Source organism: Gilliamella sp. App2-1 (genome assembly GCF_001690255.1).
Taxonomy (GTDB): domain Bacteria; phylum Pseudomonadota; class Gammaproteobacteria; order Enterobacterales; family Orbaceae; genus Gilliamella; species Gilliamella apicola_G.
In genome coordinates this window covers 1-26,261 of the sequence record NZ_LZGR01000006.1, presented here as the reverse complement: position 1 = coordinate 26,261, position 26,261 = coordinate 1, and the positions used below count along the sequence as shown (strand labels likewise).

Below are 26,261 nucleotides of genomic sequence, written 5' to 3'. Positions count from 1 at the left end.
TATTCTAACACGCCGAAAAGTTTCGGCAATAGTGCCATTAATGCTAGAAAATCAACCCACAATTTGTAAAAAAGTTTCAGGAAAGCATGTGTTTCAGTATAAAATTTAGCATTTGGTTATTTTATTTAAGACTGCTTTATTTGGGACTGATTTAGCCTAATTAATGTGCTTCATCCCAATTATCACCCACGCCGACATCCACTTTTAATGGTACAGATAGTTGATAGCAGTTTTCCATGATCGATTTTATTTGAGTTTGATACTGCTCAATCAATTCCTCTTTTACTTCAAATACGAGTTCATCGTGGACTTGCATCACCATCCTAATATTACCTATAGGCAGGCTTTTAATCCATTCACTCATTTTAATCATCGCTGTTTTGATGATATCAGCCGCCGTACCTTGCATTGGTGCATTAATAGCTGCACGTTCAGCACCTCGTCGCTCAATACCATTGGTTGAAGTAATTTTGGGTAAATATAATCGGCGACCCGATAACGTTTCAACATAACCTTGTTCAGTGGCCAATTGGCGGGTCTGTTCCATATAGTTTTTTACGCCCGGATAACGTTCAAAGTAGCGATCAATATAAAATTGTGCTTCTTTACGAGCAATATTAATCTGTTTAGACAAACCGAAGGCACTCATTCCATAAATTAGACCAAAATTAACTGCTTTAGCGCGTCGTCGTTCTTCAGAACTCACTTCCGATTCTAATTTACCTAAAATTTCACTAGCAGTCACACGGTGAATATCTTTGTCGTTAGCAAAAGCATAAAGTAAACTTTTATCTTGTGATAAATGCGCCATAATGCGTAACTCAATTTGTGAGTAATCGGCAGACATAATTTTATAACCTGTTGGTGCAATAAAAGCTTGCCGAATTCGACGTCCTTCTTCATTACGCACAGGAATATTTTGTAAATTCGGATCATTTGACGATAATCGCCCTGTTATGGTGCCAATTTGATTATAATTGGTATGAATTCGCTGATCTTTCGGACTAATCATTAATGGTAGTTTATCCGTATAAGTATTTTTAAGTTTAGCCAATCCACGATGAAATAAAATCATTCTTGGTAATTCATAATCATTAGAAAGCTCGCTTAACACTTCTTCACTGGTTGAAGGATCACCTTTGGGGGTCTTTTTGAGTACAGGTAATTTATGCTTATCGAATAAAATAGCTTGAATCTGTTTAGGTGATGCGGGATTAAATTTTTCTCCAGCAAGACATTGTAATTCGATTTCAGTCTCTTGTAATTGTTTGCTAAGTTCATTAGAAAACTCATTAAGCTGTTTAGCATCAACAAGTACACCAGTTCTTTCCATTTCAGCTAGCACAATGGCAAGTGGCATTTCAATGTCGGCAAACAGTTTGGTTAATTTTTCATTTTTTTCAATAGTTGACCATAGTTTATGATGCAATCGTAATGTGATATCGGCATCTTCAGCAGCATATTGCGTGGTTTTTTCTATCTCGATCTCATCAATGGTAAATTGTTTTTTATCAATTTTAGTTAATTCATCATAAGTAATGGTTTTATGGTTTAAATAGCGATTTGCCATACTGTCCATATCGTGACGTTCGGTGCTATTTAACACATAGGATTCCAGCATAGTGTCAAATGTAATTCCTCGCACTTCAATACCATAATTGGCTAGCACACAATAATCAAATTTTGCATTCTGAGCAATTTTTTTAATTTTGGGATTTTCAAGAACCGGTTTTAATTTGTTTAACACATCATCTATCGGTAATTGCTGTGGTACACCTAAATAATGATGTGAAAGCGGTATATAAGCGGCTTGTTGAGAATTAACACTCAGAGAAATACCAACTAATTTTGCATGAACATGATCAATACTGTTCGTTTCGGTATCAAAGGCAAACTGCTTACTGTCAGTTAATTTATTAACCCAGTCATCTAACTGTTCATGAGTTAAGATGCATTGATAATCAGTGGCTTTGTTTTGTTTAACAGACTTATCATCCATTTGAAATAAAGATGAATTATCTTTAATTTTAGTCGATGTATTTTGTTGTTTTTTCAAAAAGTTACCTGCGATTAACTCTTTTTGCCAACGATGAAAGCCATAATAAGCAAATAACTCGACCAAAGCATTGATATCAATATCACTAACCATCAGTTGTTCATTGGTAAAATCTAACTTAACATCGGTTTTAATTGTGGCTAATAAATAAGAAAGTTCTGCATCATTCTGATTATCAATCAATTTTTTCTTTAATGATTTAGCGCCTCGGATTGATAACGTTTCTATTTTATCTAGATTAGCATAAATATCTTTGACACTTTTAAATTCAGCTAATAAGCTTTGAGCTGTTTTTTCTCCCACACCGGGAACACCTGGAATATTATCTGATGAATCACCTCTTAATGCCAAATAATCAATAATTTTTTCAGGTGGAACGCCAAATTTTTCTATTACACCTTTTGGATCCAGAACAGTGTTATTCATGGTATTAATTAGCGTAATTTTATCACTCACTAACTGAGCCATATCTTTATCGCCAGTACTAATCAATACTTCAAGATTTTCCTTTTCTGCTTGTCTAGCCAATGTACCAATGACATCATCCGCTTCGACACCGTCAATACAAAGTAGTGGTAAGCCCATGGCTTTCAAAATAGTGTGAATAGGTTCAATTTGTGGTCGAAGATTTTCAGGCATCGCTTCACGAGTGGCCTTATATTCGCTATAGATCTCATTACGGAAAGATCCTCCTTTAGCATCAAAGACCACCGCAATATGTGTAGGATTGTATTGGTTAAGCAAACTACGAATCATATTAATTACACCAAAAATAGCGCCTGTTGGCTCACCTTTAGCATTGGTTAATGGAGGACATGCAAAAAAAGCACGGTAAAGATAAGATGATCCATCAATTAAAATAATCGGTGTGTTATTTGGCATTATGGTTACCTAAATATTATTCAATTTAATACCTAATAGTATAACCTAATTAGCGATAATATTCTTATTAAGGCTATCACATAATGTAAAAAAGTTTCAGGAAAAACTACGTTTCAGTATAAAACTATTCGTAAACAACTGTATATTACATAATGAGTGTTATATAATGCTACATTCATTTTTCGCTTGAGTATGTAATAAATGACAGAATTAAGTCTTGCTGCGCAAAAAGTAAAAGCGGCACTTGCTGCTAAAAACCTTGAGACACCATCATACCGTTTAGCAATGGATAATAGTGAGCGTAAAGCAAAAATCGAGTCACATTTTCGTGAAATTATGAAGCTAATGGAGCTCGATTTGTCTGATGACAGCCTTGCAGAAACTCCTCACCGTGTATCGAAAATGTATGTTGATGAGATTTTTTCTGGTCTTTATTATGAAAATTTTCCGAAAATTACGCTAATCGAAAATAAAATGCAAGTTGATGAGATGATCACCGTTCGCAATATTACCCTAACTAGTGTTTGTGAACACCACTTTGTCACAATAGACGGTAAAGCCACGGTTTCTTATATTCCGAAAGATAAAGTGATCGGACTATCTAAAATCAATCGTATTGTTGAGTTTTTCTCGCAGCGCCCACAAGTACAAGAACGACTAACCCAACAAATTTTAGTTGCACTACAAACTTTACTTGGTACTGTCAATGTTGCTGTTTCAATTGATGCTACCCATTATTGCGTAAAAGCAAGAGGTATTAAAGACTCAAGTAGTATGACAACCACAACGGCCCTTGGTGGTGGATTTAAAACTAATCCAAGTACCAGACAGGAATTTTTGCGCACTTTAAACCATAATTAAATTAATCAGCTACATAAAAATATATTCAATTGGTTAAAAACTTAAATATCATGATTTTTAGTTGCTACAATAAAATAAATAGTAGTAGCAACTAAAAATAGCAAGATATTTTTTCATCAAAATAGACACTAAATACTAAACAACAAAAAGCCTATTTTATATAGTGTGCATCTGAAAGAAAGATTGGTATAATTTGCGGCTATTTAAAATAAATAACATCGTTTTCATGAAAATTATTCGGGGCATAACTAATTTAAAAAATCAATTTACTCAGTGTGTGCTTACATTGGGCAACTTTGATGGTGTGCACTTAGGGCACCAGCAATTAATAAATCATTTAATTGAAAAAGGCAAACAGCTAAACTTGCCAACGGTGGTTATGTTATTTGAGCCCCAACCTTTAGAATTTTTTAGTCCCAATAATGCCCCTTCACGGTTAACCTCTTTTCAAGAAAAAGTCATTTTTATTGAAAAATTAGGTATCGACTATATTATTGCTATTCCATTTACACAAACTTTTGCCAACATGCCTGCCAGTCATTTTATTCAAGATTGGTTAATTAATAAGCTGCAAGCTAAATATATTACTATTGGTGATGATTTTCGATTTGGGTTTGAACGCAAAGGCGATATCACCTTACTGCAACAATATGCACGCAATCACGACTTTGCAGTAGAAAGCATGCCAACATTTGTTTGGAATAATTTTCGTATTAGTAGTACTGCTGTTCGCCAAGCACTTTTAAATTGTGATTTCGAATTGGCTCATTGTCTGTTGGGGCGTAATTATACAATACAAGGTCGCGTAGTTCATGGCAATGCTTTGGCTAGACAATTAGGGTTTCCAACAGCTAATATTCATTTACATCGTAAAAAACCTGCTTTGCAAGGCGTTTATCTTGTTAAAGTAAAAAACAGTTGTTGTAATCAAACTTATTATGGTATTGCCAATATTGGTATAAGACCAACTATTGATGGAAAAAAAGCCATTTTAGAAGTGAATCTATTTGACTTTTCAGATAAAATTTATGGACAATATTTAGACATAACTTTCATTCAAAAATTACGCGACGAGAAAAAGTTTGATTCATTAGCAGAATTAAAACAACAAATTACACAAGATGTTTGCACTGCGAAAAAGATCAGTGCACAATTAACCAATTAAAAGTAGTATCAACAAATTTAACTGGAATAAATCAGCATGACAGACTATAAAAATACTTTAAATTTACCGGAAACCGGATTTCCAATGCGAGGCGATTTGGCTAAACGAGAACCAGCTATGTTACAAAACTGGTACGATAAAGAACTTTATCGCAAAATCCGCCAAGTAAAAAAAGGGAAAAAAACCTTTATTTTGCATGATGGTCCTCCTTATGCAAACGGTAAACTTCATATTGGTCATGCTGTTAATAAAATTATCAAAGATATCATTATCAAATCAAAAGGTTTAAGTGGTTATGATTCCCCGTATATTCCAGGATGGGATTGTCATGGCTTACCCATTGAACAAAAAGTCGAAGAGCAAGTTGGTAAACCAGGAGTTAAAGTATCTCCAGCTGAATTTCGCCAAATTTGTCGCGATTATGCGGCTTCACAAGTTGAACTACAAAAAGCCGATTTTATTCGTATGGGCGTACTTGGTGATTGGCAAAATCCTTATCGCACCATGAATTATGATACAGAAGCCAACATCATTCGAGCTTTAGGTAAAGTGATTGAAAATGGTCATTTAGTTAAAGGCGCAAAACCGGTTTATTGGTGTACTGATTGTATGTCTTCTTTAGCGGAAGCCGAGGTTGAATATTATGATAAATCATCACCAGCAATCGATGTAAAATTTAAAGCGGTTGATAATCAAGCCGTCGCAAATAAATTTGGTATCAATACCAATTTATCTATTTATGCTGTTATTTGGACAACCACACCTTGGACATTACCAGCTAGCCGAGGGATTGCTTTAAATGCAGATTTTGAATATCAACTTGTTCAAATCAATGATAAAGAGTGTCTAATCTTAGCCACTGATTTAGTTGAAACTGTGATGAAGCGAGCCAATATCAGCGAATGGAAAGTGTTAGGTAGCTGTCAAGGTAAGGCACTTGAGTTATTACGTTTTAAACACCCATTCCTTGATTTTGATGAACCTGTGGTACTTGGCGAGCACGTTACTATTGATGCAGGTACGGGTGCAGTACATACCGCACCGGGTCATGGTACAGAAGACTTTATGGTCGGTCAAAAATATGGTCTTGAAGTAGCAAATCCCGTTGGAGGTAATGGTTGTTACCTACCGGGTACTGGTGCTGGATTAGATGGTTTATTTGTATTCAAAGCCAATAAAGTTGTCGTTGAAATATTAAAAGAACATAACGCGTTACTACACTTTGAAAACATCGAACATAGCTATCCATGTTGTTGGCGTCATAAAACACCGGTCATTTATCGCGCAACACCGCAATGGTTTATCAGCATGGATAAACAAGGTTTACGAGTAAATTCATTAAAAGAGATCAAGCAAGTTCGCTGGATCCCAGATTGGGGACAAGCACGTATTGAAACCATGGTAGCTAATCGACCAGACTGGTGCATTTCTCGCCAACGCACGTGGGGCGTGCCAATGACGTTATTTGTTCACAAAGAGACCGAAGAACTTCATCCAGACACGTTAGCATTAATTGAAAAAATCGCTAAATTAGTTGAAAAAGATGGTATTCAAGCCTGGTGGGATGCGGATATTAAAGACCTTTTAGGTCCTGATGCAGAAGATTACCGAAAAGTACCCGATACATTAGATGTTTGGTTTGATTCAGGATCGACATTCTATTCGGTCGTAGCCTCACGCCCTGAGTTTGAAGAACATGAAGCCGATCTTTACCTAGAAGGTTCTGATCAGCATCGTGGTTGGTTTATGTCTTCATTAATGTTATCAACGGCTATCAATAACCAAGCACCTTATAAACAAGTATTAACACATGGCTTTGTGGTTGACGGGCAAGGTCGCAAAATGTCTAAATCGCTTGGTAATATTGTCACACCACAAGAAGTGATGAACAAACTTGGAGCCGATATTTTACGTTTATGGATTGCATCGACTGATTATTCAGGCGAAATGAGTTATTCGGATGAAATTATTAAACGCGCGGCTGACAGTTATCGCCGAATTCGTAATACTGCGCGCTTTTTACTCGCTAATTTAAATGGTTTTGATCCAATGAAAAATATGGTTAAACCAGAAGATATGGTCATACTTGATCGCTGGGCAGTGAGTATGGCAAAAGAAGCACAAGAGCAGATCATTCAGGCTTATGAAAATTATGATTTCCACAAAGTGGTGCAACGTATTATGCAATTTTGCTCAATCGAAATGGGCTCATTCTATTTAGATATCATCAAAGATCGCCAGTACACAGCTAAAAGCGATAGTATTGCTCGCCACAGTTGCCAAACGGCTTTATATCATATTGCACAAGCAATGGTTCGTTGGATCGCGCCAATTTTATCTTTTACCGCAGACGAAATTTGGCAATATCTACCAATGACAAACAAACAAGAATTTGTTTTTGAAGATGAGTGGTATAGCTCACTCTTTGCTTTGTCAGATAACGAAGCTTTAAATAGCGAATATTGGGCGCAGATTTTAGCGATTCGTAGCGAAGTGAATAAAGTGCTTGAACAAGGTCGTAACGATAAAGTGATTGGTGGCGCCCTTGAAGCTGCTGTTACGCTTTATGCTGACGAAGATATTGTCGCAACATTAGCTAAATTAGAGAATGAATTACGCTTTGTCTTACTTACATCACAAGCGAGCGTAAAACCATTACAATCAGCGCCAGCCAATGCTGTGCAAAGCGATATTCAAGGACTGAAAATTGAACTCGCTAAGGCGCAAGGTGATAAATGCCCTCGTTGTTGGCACTATACTGTCGATAATGAGCCAACAACACACTTATGTAAACGTTGTGCAGAAAACATTCACGGCCAAGGCGAAGTGCGACATTTTGCATAGCGATAAGCCATTTAGCACATTAAAATAAGCTATAGCCTCTCTTTATAGCTATCTAGTATCCTTTCCGCCGACAATTGTCGGCGGAAATATAATAATGAGCACAGACTTATATGAAAAAAGATAACGGACTTTACTGGTTATTATTTGCAATCATTGTTTTTATCATTGATATCGCAAGTAAATTTTGGATTTTAAATAACTTCTCACTATTTGAATCAGTGAACCTATTACCCTTCTTCTCAATTACTTATGTACGCAATATTGGCGCTGCCTTTAGCATTCTTGAAGGTCAACGTACGATGCTTGCCGCTATCGCCTTGATTATCAGTGCCGTGATTTTGTATATGTTATACCGTAATACTCGCCAGCAAAAATTAGAAAATTTTTCATTATCGCTGATTTTAGGTGGTGCATTAGGTAATTTATTTGATCGCCTTTATCATGGTTTTGTCGTCGACTTTCTTGATGTCAATTTTGGTGATTGGCACTATCCAACCTTTAATATCGCAGATTGTGCAATCTGCATGGGTATTGGATTATTTATCTTCTGTAATTATAAAAAACCGAAGAAGACTGTATAGTATGCAAATTATTTTAGCTAATCCTCGTGGTTTTTGTGCTGGTGTTGATCGTGCTATCACCATCGTTGAACGTGCACTTGTATTATTTGGTGCACCAGTTTATGTGCGCCACGAGGTTGTACATAATCGCTATGTTGTTAATCGTCTAAAAGAGTTAGGGGCGATCTTTATTGAAGATATTAGCGAAGTACCCGACAACACCATTCTTATATTTTCGGCACATGGTGTGTCTAAAGCGATCCGAGAGGAAGCCAAACAACGCAAACTCCGCGTTTTTGATGCGACTTGTCCACTCGTAACCAAAGTGCATATGGAAGTTGCTCGATCAAGCTATCGTGGCGAAGAGGTCATTTTAATCGGACATGCAGGTCACATCGAAGTAGATGGTACAATGGGGCAATATAACAATCCCGAAGGTGGCATCTATTTAATTGAATCGATTGATGATGTACAAAAGCTACAGGTAAAAAACGAAAATAACCTTTGCTTTACCACGCAAACAACGTTATCAGTTGATGATACAGCCGAGATCATTACTGCTTTAAAAAAACGTTTTCCTAATATTCGCAGTCCTCGCAAAAATGATATCTGCTATGCGACAACCAATCGCCAGCAAGCCGTTAAACAGCTATCATCACGTGCCGATATTGTCTTTGTCGTTGGTTCTAAAAATTCGTCTAATTCCAATCGCCTAGCCGAGCTAGCAAGGCGAAACAGCAAACAGGCTTATTTAATTGATTTTGCTTCTGATATCCGCAAAGAATGGTTGATAAATGCACAGACAATCGGTGTAACAGCCGGCGCTTCTGCCCCTGATATTTTAGTACAGCAAGTGATTAATCATTTAAAAAGCCTCGGTTGTACATCACTCATTGAAACAGATGGCATTTTAGAAAATATCACCTTTGAAATTCCCAAAGAGCTTCGGATTGATATTAAGCCAATTTAATTTAAGAAGAAGCTTTCAGTCCCTGAAATTTTGCTAATAACGCTTCTTTTGTTTCAACATGTTCAGGGTCGGCAATAATCGCATTTTGAATAGGGCAAACACGCTGACATGTCGAATGATCATAATAACCTACACATTCGGTACATTTATTAGGATCAATTTCATAAGTATCAAAACCCATTGAGATAGCCTCATTTGGGCACTCAGGCTCACACATATCACAATTAATACACTTATTAGTTATTTTTAACGCCATTGCTCTTCTATCTTTACCGACTTCAAAAAATTTTCGCCATTATAGCGCAATCGCCAATAAATCCTAATAAAGATCAAGTTGTCGCTTATTGAGCGACTCAATTATTGTAAAAAACTTTCAGGGAACTATACCTTTTAGTATAAAATAGATAATTTATATAAGATAATTTTCATAATTATTACAATTTATTAAGAATGGTTATCAATTTCATTTATATTTATTGAGATAAAATGTAAAAAACTACAAATAAATTAAAGGATGAAAAGGTTTGTTAAAGTCTATGAAAATTAGATATATAGTTACTGCTATTATCTTCTTAGCAATTATTTATATTGTATACTTAATCACATCTCATTCAGAACCTACCGTTAATTATATTACCTCGCCTGTGACCAAAGGTCATATTGAAAAAACAGTTCTTGCCGATGGTACAATTAGCGCTTTTAAACAAGTTAGTGTTGGCGCACAGGTTTCTGGTCAAATAAAAAAACTCTATGTTGAGTTGGGCGATGAAGTTAAACAAGGCGATATGATTGCCGAAATTGACGATCTTAAACAAAGCAATGATTTAAAACAATCAGAAGCTTCACTTAATAGTTTAGAAGCACAACGAGAAGCCAAACAAGCAAGACTAATTAACTATCAGTTAACCTATGATCGTCAGCACAAACTGGTCAGTAAGGGAGTGGGTATTCAATCAGATTTGGATGCCGCAAAAGCCGAACTTGATGCTATCAAAGCCGATATTGCTGCGCTTAATGCCGATATTGTTAAGGCGCAAGTTGCGGTTGATACAGCGAAAGTTAACTTAGGATATACTAAAATTCGCTCACCCATTGATGGTGTGATTGTCGCCATTCCTGTCGATGAAGGACAAACAGTTAATTCTGTCCAAAGTGCACCAACCATTGTTAAAGTAGCGCAGCTTGATAAAATGACTATTGAAGCGCAAATTTCTGAAGCTGATGTGGTCAATGTTAAAAAAGGGATGCCAGTTTATTTTACCATTTTAGGGCAACCTAATAGGCGTTTTGATGGTTTAACTCTACGTGCGATAAAGCCGGCACCAGACTCAATTAATACCGAAACAACCTTGTCAGGCTCATCATCAACAAAAAGTGCAATTTATTACAATGGATTGTTTGATGTAAATAATCCAGATCATGTTTTAAGAATTTCAATGACAGCACAAGTTTATATTGTCTTGTCTGAAGCAAAAGATGTATTAACCATTCCTTCTCAAGCAATCCAAAAAAAATTAGGCAATAATAAAGCTATTGTTTATTTATTAAATAAAAGTAAAAAAATTGAAGAACACGAAGTTATTTTAGGTATCGATAATAATGTCAATGTTGAAATAAAATCGGGTATTAAAGAGGGTGATATTGTTGTAGTAAGTAGTACTAATGGAGCGTCAATAGGTAATAATGCAAGATCCCCAAGGATTCGATTCTAATATGGCAAAGAATATACCTCTTATCAAGCTTGAAAATATTGTTCGTGAATTTCCAGCAGGTGATTCAACCATACAAGTTCTTAAAGGCATCAATCTGACAATTAATGCAGGTGAAATGGTGGCGATTATTGGGGCATCAGGGTCTGGTAAATCCACTTTGATGAATATATTAGGCTGCCTAGATAAACCAACCACTGGCACTTACTCCATTGGCGGACGGACAACAAGTAAATTGTCACTTGATGAACTCGCCGAATTACGTCGCGAGCATTTTGGCTTTATCTTTCAACGTTATCATTTGTTAAATGCACTAACTGCACAAGGCAATGTAGAAATTCCAGCCATTTATGCTGGCGTGACCAGTGAACAACGGCAAAAAAGAGCGGACGAAATTTTAACACGTTTAGGACTTGCCGATAAAATACATAATAAACCTAGTCAGTTATCAGGAGGACAACAACAACGTGTCAGTATTGGCCGAGCTTTAATTAATGGTGGACAAATCATTTTAGCTGATGAACCAACCGGAGCCCTCGACCGCAAAAGTGGCTTAGAAGTGATGGCAATATTGCAAGAGTTACACCAACAAGGCCACACAGTTATTATTGTTACACACGATGCAAATATTGCCCAAAATGCTCAGCGAATTATTGAAATTAGTGACGGTAATATTATTTCTGATTCAATAAACCCCAAATACCAATCTGAACAAAGTGATAATCGTCAAATTAAGCAAATCGAAGCAACTAAAACCCAAGATAACTTCTTGGCAAAATATTATCGTTTTCGTGATGCTTTTAAGATGGCTATGTTGTCGATGCTTTCACAGCGATTACGTACTGTCTTAACGATGTTAGGTATCATTATTGGTATTGCCTCTGTGGTATCAGTTGTTGCATTAGGGCAAGGCACAAAGCAGAAAATTTTATCTAACATTAATTCGTTGGGAACAAGCACGCTTGAAATCTATCCTGGCTCAGGCTTTGGTGATCGCAATGCAGATAAAATCACGACACTACGCTCATCTGATGCCGATTTTTTGGCTCAGCAAAGTTTTGTTCACAGCACCACGCCAAACCTATCAACGGGTGTTTATTTTCGAATTAACAACTTAGCTGTAACAGGAACCGTAAATGGTGTTGGAGAGCAATTCTTTGCAGTTCGTGGTTATACTATTTCTCAAGGAAAATCGTTTGATGAAACAAGTATTATTACTTCAGCACAAGATGCGGTAATTGATGAAAATACCGTTAAGCGACTCTTTGTCGATCAAAACCCTATTGGAAAAATTTTAATGGCCGGCCAGCTACCCGTAAGAATCATTGGCGTTGCGACTAAACAACAACAAGGGTTTGGTAGTAATGAAAGCTTGAATATTTGGTTACCTTATACCACTGTGATTAATCGTATGGTAGGTCAAACTTCGTTAAAAAGCATCACTGTACGCGTTCAAGATAATGTCGATTTATCAATTGCAGAACAAACCATTAATCAAATTATGTTAAAACGACATGGCACTAAAGATTTTTTCATTTTTAACTCAGACAATATACGAGAAACCATTAACTCATCAGCTTGGGTAATGACACTCTTGGTCTCGGCTATTGCACTCATTTCACTGATTGTTGGAGGCATTGGTGTGATGAATATTATGCTAGTATCGGTCACAGAAAGAACGCGAGAAATTGGCGTACGTATGGCCGTTGGCGCGCGTTCAAGTGACATATTACAACAATTTTTAATTGAAGCCGTATTAGTTTGTTTAACGGGTGGAACAATAGGTATTTTGCTTTCGTTTGCTATTGGTTTTATTTTTAATTCCGTTGTTACATCGTTTGCTATGAGTTTTTCATCAATAGCCGTTGTAGTGGCATTTAGCTGCTCAAGCATAATTGGCATTATTTTTGGTTACTTTCCTGCAAAACGTGCAGCAAAACTTGATCCTATTTATGCTTTAGAGCGAGAATAGTCATATTACTATAATAAAAAATCCCTTTGCACAAAATGATACAAAGGGATCTAAATGATTAATTTATTCAATTGATTTCTTTAAGTTTGATAATCATTTATTTTTTAATAGAATGAGATTTTTCTTTTATTTTTACATTAGGATCTAAACCTACTACAAATGCGGTTACTCTTGCATAATCATCAATAAATGCCTCATCACTGGTTCTATTAAGCTGATTTGTTATGATATAAAATTTACGATTCACAATAACAGTAGGGATAGATTCTGGTTTCATTTCTTTAATCGCATCAGCTTGCTGTGCCATAAACGCTTTAACTAAAAAGTTATCTTTTGTTTTATCAAACTCTTCAGCACTGATACCTAATTTTTCAAAAACCATTTTAATATCATCAGCAGTTTTTATTGTTTTATCTTTTTGCACCGCATGATAAAGTGCATCAGAAGCTTTATCTTCGATACCTAATACATTAGCCACAGCCCATGCTTGCGCAAGCTCTTTAGCTAATGGACCAAAATCCTCTAAATGGTAGCGTCTAAATTTAACGCCTTCTGGTAAAGCTTTACCAATAGTTTGTGAGCCTTGATGTTGAATTTCAAATCTAAAACAGCTTGGACAATTAAACGAAAAGAACTCAATGACTTCTTTGTCAGGTGAGGGATTAGTTGGCAATGCCGCATATTGTTTACCTAATTCAATCGATGTTTGTACATTTGCTATGGTTGGTTTTGATGTGTCGGCTTTAGCCGATGTTTTTTCTCCATCTGCAAAACAACTTACAGAAGAAAGCAAGACACTAATTGCAATAAGTGTTTTTTTCATCTTAATAATTCTCCTTATTCTTTTATAATCCCACGTGCTTTTAATAATGCGGATTTAAAATCTTCTTCATAATCTTTTTTTAGACCCGGAATAGCTTCGTTCTTATCTGAGTCTCGCATTTTTAAATGATAAATTAATACTTCATCACTCAAGTCTTTTAATTCACCTTCAAAACCAGCCTCTTTTCCCAATTTAGCTAAAAATTGTAATAAGTTAAGATCAGAATCGCTTTCCCAAGCTGGTTGTAATAATTCCATTACTTCATCAATACGATGACATTTCATAATTAATACCTTTTTAAATCCTCAATTTAATTGAAGATGATATGAAATCTTATTTACATATATCTAAATAAATTATTCCAAAACGTAAGGCAATAACGCGCATATCCATTATTGCCAACCTAAAAATCGACACAATCATAATATTTAATTGATTAAACTACACCTTAAAAAGAGACTGGTATATACTCAGTTTTAATAATAGTTGAGTCAGTCTGATTAAAATGTGTATGCTGAAACTTAAAATAACTTTGCTATATAGTAATGTTATTTTGTTTTTTCGCAATGTAAAAGAGAAACAATTTATGGAAAAACTGTCTATTACTGCAATCATTTTAGCTGGGGGAAAAAGCACTCGCATGAATGGCAAAGACAAAGGTTTATTATTATTAAATCAAAAACCACTCTATCAACATGTCATTGACCGTATCAAACCTCAAACTGATTCAATCATGATTAATTGTAATAATAATGTTAGCCAATATCAAACAGCTGGATATCCAGTGTTTAGCGATGTTTTAACCGGATACTTTGGTCCATTATCAGGTATTTATAGTGGGTTATTATATAGTACGACTGATTGGAACTTATTTGTTAGTTGTGATACCCCTTTTTTACCGAATGATTTAATCGCACGTTTAGCTGTGCATACCTTAACCCATACAGCAATTTATCCTATTGATGGTAAATATCATCACCCAACCATCCTACTTATTCACAAGAGCGTTATTCAACAAGTTAGAAGTTATTTAGAACAGGGTAATCGTAAATTAATATTATTTTTAGAACAAATCAATGCAAAATGGGTCGATTTTAATGATCAGGCTTCTTGTTTTATTAATATCAATACGCCTAAAGAACTTAAACAAGTAAATCAGCTGACAAAGTAACCAAACATACAAAGAGGATAACGATATAATCCATATAACAATAATTTATCAATAGTTAATTTCACCGAAACACTGATCTAAGGTAATACGTTCATGCCCGCTTCTAATACCTAGCAACACATTAGGTTAACCATTTTTTAAATTGCTCAGTAAATAATTCTATCTCTTCATTTTGAGTAGACCATGAAGTACAAAAACGCAAGCCAATATGATTACAATCAGTTTGGCCAAGATTATCAACAGAATAATGAGCGAGAATTTTTTCAGCCAATTGATTAGGGAAATTAACAAATAACTGATTACTTTGTGGTTTAGCTGCAAATGTTAATCCTGCTTTCTCAAATATCGTTTTTAATTTATCGGCCATCTGATTACTATGCTTGCCTAGCTCAAAATAAAGGTTATTTTGCATTAGCGCATTCATTTGTGCTGCCACAATCCAACTTTTCGCGAATATTGCACCTTTTTGTTTCATACTGAAACGAAAATCTTGATTAATAGCAAGGTTATTAAATACCACCGCTTCACCAGCCAAAGCACCAACTTTAGTACCACCAATATAAAATACATCTGTGTATTTTGCTAAGTCAGGAAAAGATATGTCATTATCCTTCGCCGCTAAAGCCATAGCTAAACGCGCTCCATCTAAATAAAGATAAAGGTCATTTTTTTGACAAAATTGATATAATTTTTTGATCTCCTGCTTGGTATATATAGTGCCAAGTTCTGTTGTGTTTGAGATATATACAAGCTTAGGTTGCACCATATGTTCATCACAATGATCAGCTAAAACGGGCTTAATCAGTTCAGGCGTTAGCTTTCCATCTTCTGTTTGTACTGTTAACACTTTATGCCCAGTTGCCTCGATAGCCCCAGTTTCATGCACATTTACGTGCCCAGTATCAGCCGCAATCACCGCCTGATAAGGTCTTAAGATATGTGAAATGACCACTAAATTAGTAATCGTACCCCCCGGCATAAAATGAATATCAGCATTAGGCGACTGTAACTGTATTTTTATGTTTTCTCTTGCCTGGTTACAACATTGATCTAAACCATACCCACTGAACTTCTTATCAGTAATATCAATAACACTTTTGAGCAATGTAGGATGAATAGTCTGATTATAATCATTCAAAAAATCATACATATGATTACCTTTATCGTTTAGCTTTGTATAAAATGATGTAATATTAATTACACATGAATATAACACTTTTAAAAGATGGGTTCTATGAACAAACAAAAAATTATCGGCATTAATGGCTATAGTGGCAGCGGTAAAACAACATTGCTGAAAAAGATCATTCCATTGCTTATTGAACAAAATTTTAAAGTCGGCTCAATAAAACACGCTCATCACGATATTGAAGTCGATATTCCAGGTAAAGATAGTTATGAATTACGGAAGGCTGGATCCTTACAAACAATTGTTGCTTGTGATAAGCGATATGCTGTGTTTCATGAAACACCAAATAAGCCAACCGATTTAATCACACTCATTAATCAATTTAATGATGTTGATATGATATTGATAGAAGGTTTTAAACACGAAAAGATTCCTAACATTATTTGCCACCGCAAAACAAATAAAAAAGCACTTTATATTGACGAGTTTACCATAGCGGTTGCAAGTGATGAGCCGTTAACTACTTCTTTACCAGTATTGGATATCAATCAACCACTTCAAATTGTTGAATTTATAAAAAACTATTTATTTAAACAATAATATAGCGTATCTTATTTACCAAATTTTTACTTTATAGTCTATAAAACATACATGATTCCTTTATTAAAAAAATTAAAATACATTTTAAGCATTACCAAAAAAGGAATAATCGGACTCATCTTGCTATCTCTCTTTTCTACTTTAGTTATGCGCTGGGTAAATCCTCCATTCGGTTCTATGTTAATGATAGAGCGCAAGATTATGCATTGGAACACACCACAACAACGAATCTGGAAAGATCTAGATAAAATTTCAGACAATATAAAAATTGCAGTAATAGCATCAGAAGATCAGAATTTTCCTGCACACCGAGGATTTGATTTTAAAGCTATTCGCCTAGCACTAGACCATAATCAAAATAGTAAAAAGATTAAAGGCGCTAGCACAATCACTCAGCAAGTGGCTAAAAATATCTTTTTATGGTCATCTCGCAGTTGGATTCGTAAAGGAATTGAGTCTTGGTTTACATTATGGATAGAGTTATTTTGGTCAAAAGAACGTATACTCGAACTCTATTTAAATTGTGCAGAATGGGGAGAAGGTATTTTTGGTATTGAAGCCGCATCTCAGCACTATTTTAATGTCAGTGCCAGCCAGTTAACATCACGGCAAGCAAGTTTACTTGCAGCAGTATTACCTAATCCAAGACGTTGGAGTCCAATAACACCAAGCAAGAGAGTCCAAAAAAAAGCAAAATGGATTCATACCCAAATGCGTAATTTAGGCAATAACAATTATCTTAAAAAACTAAAATAACCACTTATTCCTAAATAAATTTTTGGATAAATTCAGGCACAATTTTACTTGCTGGACCATAAATTTTTGTTTGAAATAAACTTTGTTTAAGACTAGGTTCTAGATTAAGTTCAATCGTTTCAGCACCAGATAAATTGGCTTCTTGCACAAAACCGGCAGCAGGATAAACATTACCTGAAGTACCAATAGCAATAAAATAATCAGCTTGCGAAAGTGCATCATAGATTTTATCCATCTGTAGTGGGATCTCTCCAAACCAAACAATATGCGGGCGAATAAATGGATTTTGTTTATAATCCACATCTTTTTCGCACTCAATAATTTGCCCTGTTTTTTCATTACGAACTTTTAATAATTCCCCATGCATGTGAATAGTATTTTTAGATCCAGCTTGTTCATGTAAATTATCCACATTTTGTGTCACAATTAATACATTTTCTGAGCCTAATTTTCTTTCTAACTCAGCTAAAGCAAGATGTGCTGCATTTGGTTTAACATTGGCATCTTGTAATTTATTGCGCAACATATTATAAAATTGATGAACCGTTATAGGATCTCGAATATACCCTTCATAAGTGGCAACATCATCGACATTATAGCCTTCCCACAACCCATCTTGCGCACGAAATGTTGATAGTCCCGACTCAGCTGAAATACCAGCGCCTGTTAAAATGACAATTTTAGGTATCTTCATAATGGATATATACACCTTTCCCTTTGCTATTAAATTATTTTGTTATAAGTTAAACATCAACCATAGTAATTACTTTTTTTAAAAAAAGTGAATAAAATTATTACTTGTATTCAGTAGTAAACATCTGTAATGCTGGTTTATTTAGTCTTTGATATTGGCTGTAAGCCGTTGCCACTTTCAGTCGGATAGCTTCTTTAGATTCACCTTTCAACCAACTATCAATCATCGCATAAACACTATACGCTTCTGGTGCCATTCGATGCATAGTCAAAATCAAAGGCGTGATGCCTAAACGAGATAGTGGTGGTGTAAAATATTGTTGGCTTTTGCAAGCAAATACTGCCGCATAACGTGATTTTTGTTTTTCTTGTTGTTCTTTTGATAATGTATCCCAGCGCCAGCTATCAGGCAGATACTTCTTCCATGACCATTCCATTAATGAATCGTGGCCAATATAGACAACCAGATCAGCACTGCCACCTGCCATGATCGTTTTATCACTTAATTTAAACGCTTTTACCTTTTTGCCTGCTGAGTAGTCAATAAAATCATCAACAGTATCGTTAATATATTTGCCATTATACGCCTGTGCAATTAGATAGACATCTTTGTCTTGGTGTTTGTAAATAATTTCTTCTAATATTATTCCTGATTTGGGTCGATTAATTTGTACAATTTGCCACTCTTTTTGCTTAGAAAAATAGGTTTTAAACCCGTAAGCAGCCCCCCAATAAAGGTTGTTTTTGGGATCTTGACCATTACCTATCGCCTTTGGAACAGGTGCAATCTTTTGATATTTGTTATCACAAAGCGCCACCAAAACATGGATCACTTTGGGATCGGCAAAACAGGGCAAGGAGAGTATGAAATAAATAATCGATGCAAACCATAACTGTGTTTTTCTTTTCTTCATTTAAGATTGTTACCTTAAAGGCCGTATTTATAACTACATTATTTTTTATATAGACTTTATAGCATAGCTATTCTACTATTTAGTAAGACGAGTTAACAAAAAATAAATAAATTTTATATAGGTATATGAAAAATGAAAACAATTGGTTTAATCGGAGGGATGAGTTGGGAAAGCACCACAACTTATTATCAAGTTATTAATCAAACTATTGCCAAATCATTAGGTGGCCTGCATTCAGCAAAAACAATTTTATATAGCGTTGATTTTCAAGCGATTGAAAATTGCCAAGCCAATAATGAGTGGAATAAAAGCGCAGAAATTTTAATTGATGCGGCTAAAAGAGTAGAATTAGCTGGTGCAGATTTTATTGTAATTTGTACTAATACCATGCATAAAGTTGCAGATCAAATCCAAAAAGCAATTAATATTCCGATTATTCATATTGCCGATGTGACAGCTAAACATTTACTAGCACAAAATATTAAATCGGTCGCTTTGTTAGGTACTAAATATACAATGGAGCAGGACTTTTATAAATCTAAACTGATCGATAAAAATTTAAATGTGCTTATTCCAGAATCTCAAGACAGAAATATCATTAATCAGATCATTTATGATGAACTTTGCAAAGGTATTATTCAGCCTGATTCTAAGCAAGCCTATCTTAATATTGTTGATAAACTCGTTAAAAATGGCGCAGAAGGTGTTATTTTAGGCTGTACGGAAATAGGGTTATTAATCTCTCAATCCGATCGTAATATACCTTTTTTTGATACAGCCTTAATTCACGCACAAGAGGCAGCATTACTTGCAATAAGTTAATAAGTTATTCTTCGTTCGTATATTCTAGTATATCACCCGGTTGGCAATCTAGATGTTTGCAGATTGCTTCGAGTGTTGCTAGTCTAATTCCTTTTACTTTACCTTGCTTAAGTAATGATAAATTTTGTTCTGTAATACCAACTGCTACCGCTAGATCTTTTGATTTAACTTTACGTTTTGCTAGCATTACGTCTAAATTTATTATAATTGGCACATATGGCTCCTTTTAAATAAATTGTTTATTTTCTTCAGCTAGTTGGCAAGCCTTTTTTAGTATTTGACCTATAAGCATAATACTCATGGCAGGAAATAGCGTTATAATATCATCACTAGAAAAAGAAATAGAAAAGTAACGTGCTGACGACTCTTGATTATAAGTTAAGATCATTGTTAATAAAGGTTCAGATAAAAAACTTATAACCACCCAAAAAACAAGCAATTTGCCAAATACGTAACAATGGTTAGCTGATTTTACCGAAAAATACTCTGATTGACTGTAATTAATAAACAATAATCTAAGTTGATAAAACGCATAAGCTAAAATAAGTATTAATGAAGTATCGATTAACATTGCGATAGTCGCTTGCCATCCAGATAACGATTTAGGATCAACATTATCAATCCCACTTTGGATAAAAGAAAACCCTCCAAATTCAAGCCCAATATTTTGCATACCCAAAAAATAATATAAGAATGGGCATATTGAGCTAATTAACATAATTAGAATAGGAATTAATGTTAATAATGCCATGAAGCGACAATATTGATTCAATCGAGAATGTGTTTTAGTCATATCTGTGTTCATCTTTATATCCTTTCTTTTATAAAACTGTACACAATATAACATAAACAAAATTTAAAACAATAAAAAATTAAAATAAAACGATAATTTTTTATTGTTTTATTAGGTTAGAATACAAAAAAAACCTTACTTTTTTATCAGTAAGGCCTAAGAAGTTAACAATAACAAATCAACTATGCTTCAATAGCCACTCGTAATTTTTTCATTGCATTTTTTTCGAGTTGGCGAATACGTTCAGCTGAAACACTATATTTATCAGCTAAAACTTGTAATGTAGATTTGCTATCATCTGAGTCTAACCAACGTGCTTTGATAATATCTTGGCTACGTTCATCCAATTTTAATAATGCATCGTGTAACTTATCTGTTGCATCATTTTCCCAATTATCATTTTCTATTGATTTTGAAAAATCAGAATTACTGTCTTCTAAGTAAAGTGCTGGTGCAACAATTGAATTATCATCGTCATCACTATCTATATCAAATGACATATCTTGTGCTGACATGCGAGATTCCATTTCAAGTACATCTTTACGACTTACACCTAACTCATCAGCCACCATATCAACTTCAGCATTATTAAACCAACCTAAACGTTGTTTGGTCTTCCTTAAATTAAAAAATAGCTTTCTTTGTGCCTTAGTCGTTGCAACTTTAACAATACGCCAATTTTTTAATACGTATTCATGAATTTCGGCTTTTATCCAGTGCACAGCAAATGAGACTAAACGCACCCCCATTTCTGGATTAAAACGGCGTACGGCTTTCATTAAACCAATATTGCCTTCTTGAATTAAATCAGCTTGCGGTAAACCATAGCCAGAATACCCACGAGCAATATGCGCAACAAAACGTAAATGAGATAATATCAATTGTCTTGCTGCATCAACATCATCATGATAATAAAGTTTTTCGCCTAATGATTTTTCTTCTTCTGCTGTTAGCATCGGATAGGTATTAATCATACGAATATATGATTCAATATTACCTTGTGGAATTAAAGCACCTACTTGCATTTTTATATCAGTACCCATTTAACTCCCCCTTAAATTAACTAGTTTTTGTCACATAGATAAGATGCAACAATTAAAAACGTTAAACTAACTTTGATTTATTAATTAGACCTTCAAGCTATAAATTAGTTCATATTTTTTATTTAAAATTAATAAAACATCTTGCTAGGATCAACATTTACAAAAACTAATATACATTCTAATTAGTTATGTCGAAATAGCTAGGTAATTTGTGTCATTTTTAAATATTTTTTAGTCGCAACAAGCGATGAAAACCATCCAATAATTATAGTAATAAATATAATTAATAAGCTTTCATCCCATGATAAGCCTTCAATATGAATAATTGTCCCAAAAGCATCAGAAACATTCAATATAATTGATTCTATTTGAAAGATAAATATTTTCGATAATACCAACGAAACGATAGAGCTAATAAAACCTATAAAAATCCCACTATATAAAAAAGGACGTAAAATAAACCCTTCTGTTGCACCAATTAATTGCATAACAACTATAGTTTGTTTTCTAGCAAAAATATTTAAGCGAATACTATTACCGATTACAAGTGACACAGCAATAATCATAAAGATGGAAATAATCCAAAAAACAGATCTAACCATATTAGTTAACGCTGTTAATCGAGTAAACCAGCTATCATCTAACTTTATATCATCTATGCCATCAATATTGAGTAATTCAACTTGTAATCGATGCAATACAACTGTCTTTTTTGCTTCATCTTTAGGTATAACAATGGCTACTGCCGGCAGTGGATTTTCATCTAATAAATCTAATGCGCTACTGAATCCAGACCATATTCTAAATTCCTCTTTTGTTTCATCTCGAGAAAGATAATCAATTTTATCAACCTCAGGGTAAGATTTGAGTTTGACTAGTAATTCTGTAGTTTTCTCCGAGGTTAATTCTTTATTGATATAAATAGTTAAATTAGGCGTTGGATACCATTGATGTGCAGCCTGACTGGCATTTTTCCAAAGTAAATAGCTAATAGTTGGTAGCGTAATAGAAATCGCAATAACAAAAATAGTCAGTAATGATGCAAAAAGATGTTGAGTAAAATCATTAAAGGCATTGCGCCAAGCATAACTAATTTGCCTTTTCCAACGAGACAAAAAAGTATTTTTCGTTTCTTTCGATTTAGTAAATTTGATAGTAGTATTTCGCATCAATTTTTAAACTCTAAACGCCCTTGATTTAAATGCAGTATTCTATGATGCTTACGACGAATAAGCCCTATATTGTGCGTTGCCATCAAAACAGTCACACCTGACCGATTAAACTCTTCAAAAAGCTTTAAGATATCTTTAGAAAGCTTATCGTCTAAATTACCGGTCGGTTCATCAGCAAGCAAGACACTAGGGCGATTAACAATTGCACGAGCTATACCCACTCGTTGTTGTTCTCCACCTGATAATTGTATAGGATAAAATTTCATCTTATTTATCAATCCGACTTTATCCAATGATGCTGAAACCCGTCTGCGAATTTCTTCTATTGGTTTACCTAAAATAATTAATGGAATAGCAACATTATCATAGACAGTATGATCCATTAATAGCTGATGATCTTGAAATACCATACCAATAGTGCGACGTAAAAATGGCATATCGTGTCTTTTTAGGTTTGAAACATTAATACCATTTAGTAGTACTTGACCATCATTGGCTTTCTCTAAACCACAAATTAACCGCATTAAAGTACTTTTACCTGCACCAGAATGCCCCGTTAAAAATGCCATTTCTCCAGATGATAAAGTAAAGTTTATATTCTGTAATGCTGGTTTACCACCAGAATAAACTTTACTTACACGCTGAAATTCGATCATGACTTTTCTCTATTCATCTGCTTCATCAAATAAAGCATTTATAAAATCATTGGCAACAAAAGGCCTTAAATCTTCAATCTTTTCACCAATGCCTATATAACGTATTGGGATATTAAACTGATCTGCGATGCTAAAAATAATCCCACCTTTTGCCGTACCATCTAATTTAGTCAATGTCATTCCTGTTACACCAACCGCTTCATTAAATAGTTTAGTTTGGCTAATCGCATTTTGACCGGTACCTGCATCAATCGTTAACATGATTTCATGAGGTGCTGTTTCATCTTGCTTCTTAATCACTCGTACTATTTTTTTCAACTCATCCATTAAATGAGACTTATTTTGTAAACGACCTGCTGTATCAGCTATTAATATATCTATTTTTTTTGCTTTCGCTGCTTGTATTGCATCAAAGATAACAGATGCCGAATCTGCATTGGTATGCTGTGCAATAACAGGGATATGATTACGTTCCCCCCAAACTTGCAATTGTTCAACAGCAGCAGCACGAAATGTATCGCCAGCGGCAAGCATAACTGATTTACCTTGTTGCTGAAATTGACGGGCTAATTTACCAATTGTCGTTGTTTTACCTACACCATTAACACCAACCATTAAGATAACAAATGGGTTATGAGTATTAATATCAAGTGGTTTATCTACTCCATCTAAAATAGATTTCATTTCTTGTTTTAAAAGCACATGTAAAGCATCAGCATCTTTTAGTTCTTTTCTTGAAGCTTGCTTTGTTAAGCTATTTATAATTTTTTGTGTTGTATCAAAACCAACATCAGCAATAAGTAACTGTTCTTCTAGTTCTTCAAATAAGGCATCATCGATCTTTTTTCCTTTAAATAGACTTAAAAAACCAGATCCAATATTCTGTTTAGTCTTAAAAAGACCTTTTTTTAAACGGGAGAAAAACCCTTCTTTTTTTTGTTCAACCATAAATAATTTATCCCATGATCATTTAAAGATCATTGTATCTTATTTTAGAATAAAGCCCAATGCATTAGATCTTTTAAAAAGATTATAAAAGAAATATTTCGTGATCCATAACCAGTAAATATCGCTGATTACAAGTAAAGATCTCGAGTTGTGATGAATCGCCATTCACTTAATGGTAACTGGTGAGTAAATAGATTGTACTTGCCAATCTGAACTCGTATTAGACGCAAACAAGGAAAACCGATCGCAGCACACATTCTTCTGACCTGCCGATTTTTTCCTTCTGAGATTGTCATACTTATCCATGAAGTAGGTATTGTTTTGCGTTCTCTAATAGGAGGCTCTCTTTTCCATAACTGCAATGGTTCATCAAGAAAGGTTACTGTGGCTGGCTGTGTGTAAAATTCTTTTAATTGCACACCAGTTCTTAGCTTATCTATAGCCTGTTGATTAATAATACCTTCAACTTGTACCCAATAAGTTTTAGGCAATTTAAACTTTGGTGAACTGATTTTGGCTTGTAATTTACCGTCACTAGTTAACAATAATAACCCCTCACTATCAGTATCTAACCGCCCTGCAGGGTAGAACTTAGGTAAGTTTATAAAGTCTTTTAACGTCTGATATTTTTCATGCGGTGAAAATTGAGTCGTAACATTAAACGGTTTATTAAAGGCTATTAATGAACTCATTCTGTTCTCTTGTTAACAAATAATCTTCATTTGATTAAAATTATTATAAATAATAATTTATTTATAATAAAATAATTAAAAGCAAAAAAGCCCAGCATCACTGCTGGGCTCTCTCTAAATTTAAAAGTCTGGCGGCACCCTACTCTCACATGGGTAATACCCACACTACCATCGGCACTACGGCGTTTCACTTCTGAGTTCGGCATGGGGTCAGGTGGGACCACCGCGCTATTACCGCCAGACATATCCTGTCTTCTCTTCTTCTACATCAATGATGCTATAATAAAATATTATACCTCTTCACCATCAATATCTCAATCCAGAACAAACTGCTTTATCATTCTTTAATCAACCTCAGTCAACCTAGAATATTAAAAACTCTCGCGTAACCCCAAAACAACTCCGAGTTGTAAGGTTAAGACTCTCGGTTCATTAGTATCAGTTAGCTCAATGTATCACTACACTTACACACCTGACCTATCTACGTCTTAGTCTCAAACGGACCTTACTGAATCTCTTCAGGGAAAACTCATCTCGAGGCTAGTTTCGTACTTAGATGCTTTCAGCACTTATCTATTCCGCACGTAGCTACCGGGCAATGCAATTGGCATCACAACCCGAACACCAGCGGTGCGTTCACTTCGGTCCTCTCGTACTAGAAGCAAACCCTCTCAATTTTCCTACGCCCATGGCAGATAGGGACCGAACTGTCTCACGACGTTCTAAACCCAGCTCGCGTACCACTTTAAACGGCGAACAGCCGTACCCTTGGGACCTACTTCAGCCCCAGGATGTGATGAGCCGACATCGAGGTGCCAAACACCGCCGTCGATATGAACTCTTGGGCGGTATCAGCCTGTTATCCCCGGAGTACCTTTTATCCGTTGAGCGATGGCCCTTCCATTCAGAACCACCGGATCACTATGACCTACTTTCGTACCTGCTCGAGCCGTCACTCTCGCAGTCAAGCTAGCTTTTGCCATTGCACTAACCTCCTGATGTCCGACCAGGATTAGCTAACCTTCGTGCT

The 26,261-nt window shown here is 35.0% G+C and carries 24 protein-coding genes, 2 rRNA genes and 1 pseudogene; 11 read left to right on the top strand and 16 right to left on the bottom strand.

What is annotated here, in order from left to right; genetic code table 11:
* Nucleotides 1–160: 160 nt before the first annotated feature.
* Nucleotides 161–2,938 carry a DNA polymerase I gene (gene polA, locus A9G22_RS00405; protein WP_065587645.1) on the bottom strand — a complete coding sequence of 926 codons (2,778 nt, stop codon included), beginning with the start codon at nt 2,936–2,938 and terminating at the stop codon, nt 161–163.
* Between the two features lie 201 nt (nt 2,939–3,139).
* Between polA and folE the strand changes: the two genes are divergently transcribed.
* The 5 genes from folE (at nt 3,140) to ispH (ending at nt 9,338) form a co-directional block, all read left to right on the top strand.
* On the top strand, nt 3,140–3,799 hold the full coding sequence (gene folE, locus A9G22_RS00400; RefSeq protein WP_065587644.1) for a GTP cyclohydrolase I FolE: 660 nt from the start codon (nt 3,140–3,142) through the stop codon (nt 3,797–3,799).
* Between the two features lie 226 nt (nt 3,800–4,025).
* Nucleotides 4,026–4,964 carry a bifunctional riboflavin kinase/FAD synthetase gene (gene ribF / locus A9G22_RS00395; protein ID WP_065587643.1) on the top strand — a complete coding sequence of 313 codons (939 nt, stop codon included), beginning with the start codon at nt 4,026–4,028 and terminating at the stop codon, nt 4,962–4,964.
* Between the two features lie 36 nt (nt 4,965–5,000).
* The gene (gene ileS / locus A9G22_RS00390) at nt 5,001–7,808 is read left to right on the top strand and encodes an isoleucine--tRNA ligase (RefSeq protein WP_075508116.1); all 2,808 of its coding nucleotides are present in this window, start codon (nt 5,001–5,003) and stop codon (nt 7,806–7,808) included.
* A 110-nt stretch (nt 7,809–7,918) separates the two neighbouring features.
* Entirely contained in the window at nt 7,919–8,389 is a 471-nt protein-coding gene (gene lspA, locus A9G22_RS00385; RefSeq protein ID WP_065587641.1) for a signal peptidase II, read from the top strand.
* Between the two features lies 1 nt (nt 8,390).
* Nucleotides 8,391–9,338 (top strand): 4-hydroxy-3-methylbut-2-enyl diphosphate reductase, encoded by a 948-nt coding sequence (ispH, locus tag A9G22_RS00380; RefSeq protein WP_065587640.1) that lies wholly within the window; start codon nt 8,391–8,393, stop codon nt 9,336–9,338.
* 1 nt (nt 9,339) lies between these two features.
* On the opposite strand, the gene A9G22_RS00375 is transcribed toward ispH, so the two are convergent.
* On the bottom strand, nt 9,340–9,594 hold the full coding sequence (locus A9G22_RS00375) for a YfhL family 4Fe-4S dicluster ferredoxin (protein ID WP_065587639.1): 255 nt from the start codon (nt 9,592–9,594) through the stop codon (nt 9,340–9,342).
* 280 nt (nt 9,595–9,874) lie between these two features.
* Here A9G22_RS00375 and A9G22_RS00370 point away from each other — a divergent pair, with 280 nt between their 5' ends.
* Nucleotides 9,875–11,050, top strand: coding sequence for an efflux RND transporter periplasmic adaptor subunit (locus tag A9G22_RS00370; protein ID WP_075508115.1), 1,176 nt, complete (start codon nt 9,875–9,877; stop codon nt 11,048–11,050).
* A 1-nt stretch (nt 11,051) separates the two neighbouring features.
* The gene (locus A9G22_RS00365; RefSeq protein WP_075508114.1) at nt 11,052–13,019 is read left to right on the top strand and encodes a MacB family efflux pump subunit; all 1,968 of its coding nucleotides are present in this window, start codon (nt 11,052–11,054) and stop codon (nt 13,017–13,019) included.
* A gap of 97 nt (nt 13,020–13,116) precedes the next feature.
* On the opposite strand, the gene A9G22_RS00360 is transcribed toward A9G22_RS00365, so the two are convergent.
* Nucleotides 13,117–13,842: a DsbA family protein gene (locus tag A9G22_RS00360; RefSeq protein ID WP_075508113.1), complete on the bottom strand. Its 726-nt coding sequence runs from the start codon at nt 13,840–13,842 to the stop codon at nt 13,117–13,119.
* Between the two features lie 14 nt (nt 13,843–13,856).
* Nucleotides 13,857–14,126 (bottom strand): YihD family protein, encoded by a 270-nt coding sequence (locus A9G22_RS00355; protein WP_075508112.1) that lies wholly within the window; start codon nt 14,124–14,126, stop codon nt 13,857–13,859.
* A 302-nt stretch (nt 14,127–14,428) separates the two neighbouring features.
* Here A9G22_RS00355 and mobA point away from each other — a divergent pair, with 302 nt between their 5' ends.
* A complete protein-coding gene (gene mobA / locus A9G22_RS00350) occupies nt 14,429–15,013 on the top strand; it encodes a molybdenum cofactor guanylyltransferase MobA (protein ID WP_075508111.1) in 585 nt (194 codons plus the stop codon).
* Nucleotides 15,014–15,134: 121 nt separating this feature from the next.
* Here mobA and A9G22_RS00345 read toward each other — a convergent pair whose 3' ends face one another.
* Entirely contained in the window at nt 15,135–16,163 is a 1,029-nt protein-coding gene (locus A9G22_RS00345; RefSeq protein WP_065587635.1) for a threonine aldolase family protein, read from the bottom strand.
* An 84-nt stretch (nt 16,164–16,247) separates the two neighbouring features.
* Here A9G22_RS00345 and mobB point away from each other — a divergent pair, with 84 nt between their 5' ends.
* Together mobB and mtgA are read left to right on the top strand one after the other, a co-directional pair.
* Nucleotides 16,248–16,742, top strand: coding sequence for a molybdopterin-guanine dinucleotide biosynthesis protein B (gene mobB / locus A9G22_RS00340; protein ID WP_065587634.1), 495 nt, complete (start codon nt 16,248–16,250; stop codon nt 16,740–16,742).
* Nucleotides 16,743–16,793: 51 nt separating this feature from the next.
* Nucleotides 16,794–17,498, top strand: coding sequence for a monofunctional biosynthetic peptidoglycan transglycosylase (gene mtgA / locus A9G22_RS00335; RefSeq protein ID WP_065587633.1), 705 nt, complete (start codon nt 16,794–16,796; stop codon nt 17,496–17,498).
* A 10-nt stretch (nt 17,499–17,508) separates the two neighbouring features.
* Here mtgA and cobB read toward each other — a convergent pair whose 3' ends face one another.
* Nucleotides 17,509–18,192: a Sir2 family NAD+-dependent deacetylase gene (gene cobB / locus A9G22_RS00330; RefSeq protein ID WP_065587632.1), complete on the bottom strand. Its 684-nt coding sequence runs from the start codon at nt 18,190–18,192 to the stop codon at nt 17,509–17,511.
* A 100-nt stretch (nt 18,193–18,292) separates the two neighbouring features.
* Complete coding sequence (locus A9G22_RS00325; RefSeq protein ID WP_065587631.1) at nt 18,293–19,105, bottom strand: hypothetical protein; 813 nt, start codon at nt 19,103–19,105, stop codon at nt 18,293–18,295.
* 132 nt (nt 19,106–19,237) lie between these two features.
* Here A9G22_RS00325 and A9G22_RS00320 point away from each other — a divergent pair, with 132 nt between their 5' ends.
* Nucleotides 19,238–19,927: an aspartate/glutamate racemase family protein gene (locus A9G22_RS00320; RefSeq protein ID WP_065587630.1), complete on the top strand. Its 690-nt coding sequence runs from the start codon at nt 19,238–19,240 to the stop codon at nt 19,925–19,927.
* A gap of 4 nt (nt 19,928–19,931) precedes the next feature.
* On the opposite strand, the gene A9G22_RS00315 is transcribed toward A9G22_RS00320, so the two are convergent.
* The 9 genes and pseudogenes from A9G22_RS00315 to A9G22_RS00275 form a co-directional block, all read right to left on the bottom strand.
* A complete protein-coding gene (locus A9G22_RS00315; protein WP_065587629.1) occupies nt 19,932–20,141 on the bottom strand; it encodes a helix-turn-helix domain-containing protein in 210 nt (69 codons plus the stop codon).
* 12 nt (nt 20,142–20,153) lie between these two features.
* Entirely contained in the window at nt 20,154–20,732 is a 579-nt protein-coding gene (locus A9G22_RS00310; RefSeq protein WP_075508110.1) for a DUF2975 domain-containing protein, read from the bottom strand.
* A gap of 170 nt (nt 20,733–20,902) precedes the next feature.
* Complete coding sequence (gene rpoH, locus A9G22_RS00305) at nt 20,903–21,763, bottom strand: RNA polymerase sigma factor RpoH (RefSeq protein WP_065587626.1); 861 nt, start codon at nt 21,761–21,763, stop codon at nt 20,903–20,905.
* Nucleotides 21,764–21,963: 200 nt separating this feature from the next.
* Entirely contained in the window at nt 21,964–22,932 is a 969-nt protein-coding gene (gene ftsX, locus A9G22_RS00300) for a permease-like cell division protein FtsX (RefSeq protein ID WP_065587625.1), read from the bottom strand.
* On the bottom strand, nt 22,932–23,591 hold the full coding sequence (gene ftsE / locus A9G22_RS00295) for a cell division ATP-binding protein FtsE (protein WP_065587624.1): 660 nt from the start codon (nt 23,589–23,591) through the stop codon (nt 22,932–22,934). Before ftsE ends, ftsX begins: the two co-directional genes overlap by 1 nt.
* Before the next feature lie 9 nt (nt 23,592–23,600).
* A pseudogene (gene ftsY / locus A9G22_RS00290) lies at nt 23,601–24,524 on the bottom strand (signal recognition particle-docking protein FtsY); the annotation flags it as partial.
* Nucleotides 24,525–24,667: 143 nt separating this feature from the next.
* The gene (locus A9G22_RS00285; RefSeq protein ID WP_065587623.1) at nt 24,668–25,231 is read right to left on the bottom strand and encodes a pseudouridine synthase; all 564 of its coding nucleotides are present in this window, start codon (nt 25,229–25,231) and stop codon (nt 24,668–24,670) included.
* Between the two features lie 126 nt (nt 25,232–25,357).
* Nucleotides 25,358–25,473, bottom strand: a 5S ribosomal RNA gene (gene rrf / locus A9G22_RS00280).
* 169 nt (nt 25,474–25,642) lie between these two features.
* Nucleotides 25,643–26,261 (bottom strand): 23S ribosomal RNA (locus A9G22_RS00275); the annotation flags it as partial.

What these genes read in the sequence shown, in the direction of transcription:
- polA (WP_065587645.1), bottom strand. Translation starts at nt 2,938, where the DNA reads ATGCCAAATAACACACCGATTATTTTAATTGATGGATCATCTTATCTT.
- folE (WP_065587644.1), top strand. Translation starts at nt 3,140, where the DNA reads ATGACAGAATTAAGTCTTGCTGCGCAAAAAGTAAAAGCGGCACTTGCT.
- ribF (WP_065587643.1), top strand. Translation starts at nt 4,026, where the DNA reads ATGAAAATTATTCGGGGCATAACTAATTTAAAAAATCAATTTACTCAG.
- ileS (WP_075508116.1), top strand. Translation starts at nt 5,001, where the DNA reads ATGACAGACTATAAAAATACTTTAAATTTACCGGAAACCGGATTTCCA.
- lspA (WP_065587641.1), top strand. Translation starts at nt 7,919, where the DNA reads ATGAAAAAAGATAACGGACTTTACTGGTTATTATTTGCAATCATTGTT.
- ispH (WP_065587640.1), top strand. Translation starts at nt 8,391, where the DNA reads ATGCAAATTATTTTAGCTAATCCTCGTGGTTTTTGTGCTGGTGTTGAT.
- A9G22_RS00375 (WP_065587639.1), bottom strand. Translation starts at nt 9,594, where the DNA reads ATGGCGTTAAAAATAACTAATAAGTGTATTAATTGTGATATGTGTGAG.
- A9G22_RS00370 (WP_075508115.1), top strand. Translation starts at nt 9,875, where the DNA reads ATGAAAATTAGATATATAGTTACTGCTATTATCTTCTTAGCAATTATT.
- A9G22_RS00365 (WP_075508114.1), top strand. Translation starts at nt 11,052, where the DNA reads ATGGCAAAGAATATACCTCTTATCAAGCTTGAAAATATTGTTCGTGAA.
- A9G22_RS00360 (WP_075508113.1), bottom strand. Translation starts at nt 13,842, where the DNA reads ATGAAAAAAACACTTATTGCAATTAGTGTCTTGCTTTCTTCTGTAAGT.
- A9G22_RS00355 (WP_075508112.1), bottom strand. Translation starts at nt 14,126, where the DNA reads ATGAAATGTCATCGTATTGATGAAGTAATGGAATTATTACAACCAGCT.
- mobA (WP_075508111.1), top strand. Translation starts at nt 14,429, where the DNA reads ATGGAAAAACTGTCTATTACTGCAATCATTTTAGCTGGGGGAAAAAGC.
- A9G22_RS00345 (WP_065587635.1), bottom strand. Translation starts at nt 16,163, where the DNA reads ATGTATGATTTTTTGAATGATTATAATCAGACTATTCATCCTACATTG.
- mobB (WP_065587634.1), top strand. Translation starts at nt 16,248, where the DNA reads ATGAACAAACAAAAAATTATCGGCATTAATGGCTATAGTGGCAGCGGT.
- mtgA (WP_065587633.1), top strand. Translation starts at nt 16,794, where the DNA reads ATGATTCCTTTATTAAAAAAATTAAAATACATTTTAAGCATTACCAAA.
- cobB (WP_065587632.1), bottom strand. Translation starts at nt 18,192, where the DNA reads ATGAAGATACCTAAAATTGTCATTTTAACAGGCGCTGGTATTTCAGCT.
- A9G22_RS00325 (WP_065587631.1), bottom strand. Translation starts at nt 19,105, where the DNA reads ATGAAGAAAAGAAAAACACAGTTATGGTTTGCATCGATTATTTATTTC.
- A9G22_RS00320 (WP_065587630.1), top strand. Translation starts at nt 19,238, where the DNA reads ATGAAAACAATTGGTTTAATCGGAGGGATGAGTTGGGAAAGCACCACA.
- A9G22_RS00310 (WP_075508110.1), bottom strand. Translation starts at nt 20,732, where the DNA reads ATGAACACAGATATGACTAAAACACATTCTCGATTGAATCAATATTGT.
- rpoH (WP_065587626.1), bottom strand. Translation starts at nt 21,763, where the DNA reads ATGGGTACTGATATAAAAATGCAAGTAGGTGCTTTAATTCCACAAGGT.
- ftsX (WP_065587625.1), bottom strand. Translation starts at nt 22,932, where the DNA reads ATGCGAAATACTACTATCAAATTTACTAAATCGAAAGAAACGAAAAAT.
- ftsE (WP_065587624.1), bottom strand. Translation starts at nt 23,591, where the DNA reads ATGATCGAATTTCAGCGTGTAAGTAAAGTTTATTCTGGTGGTAAACCA.
- A9G22_RS00285 (WP_065587623.1), bottom strand. Translation starts at nt 25,231, where the DNA reads ATGAGTTCATTAATAGCCTTTAATAAACCGTTTAATGTTACGACTCAA.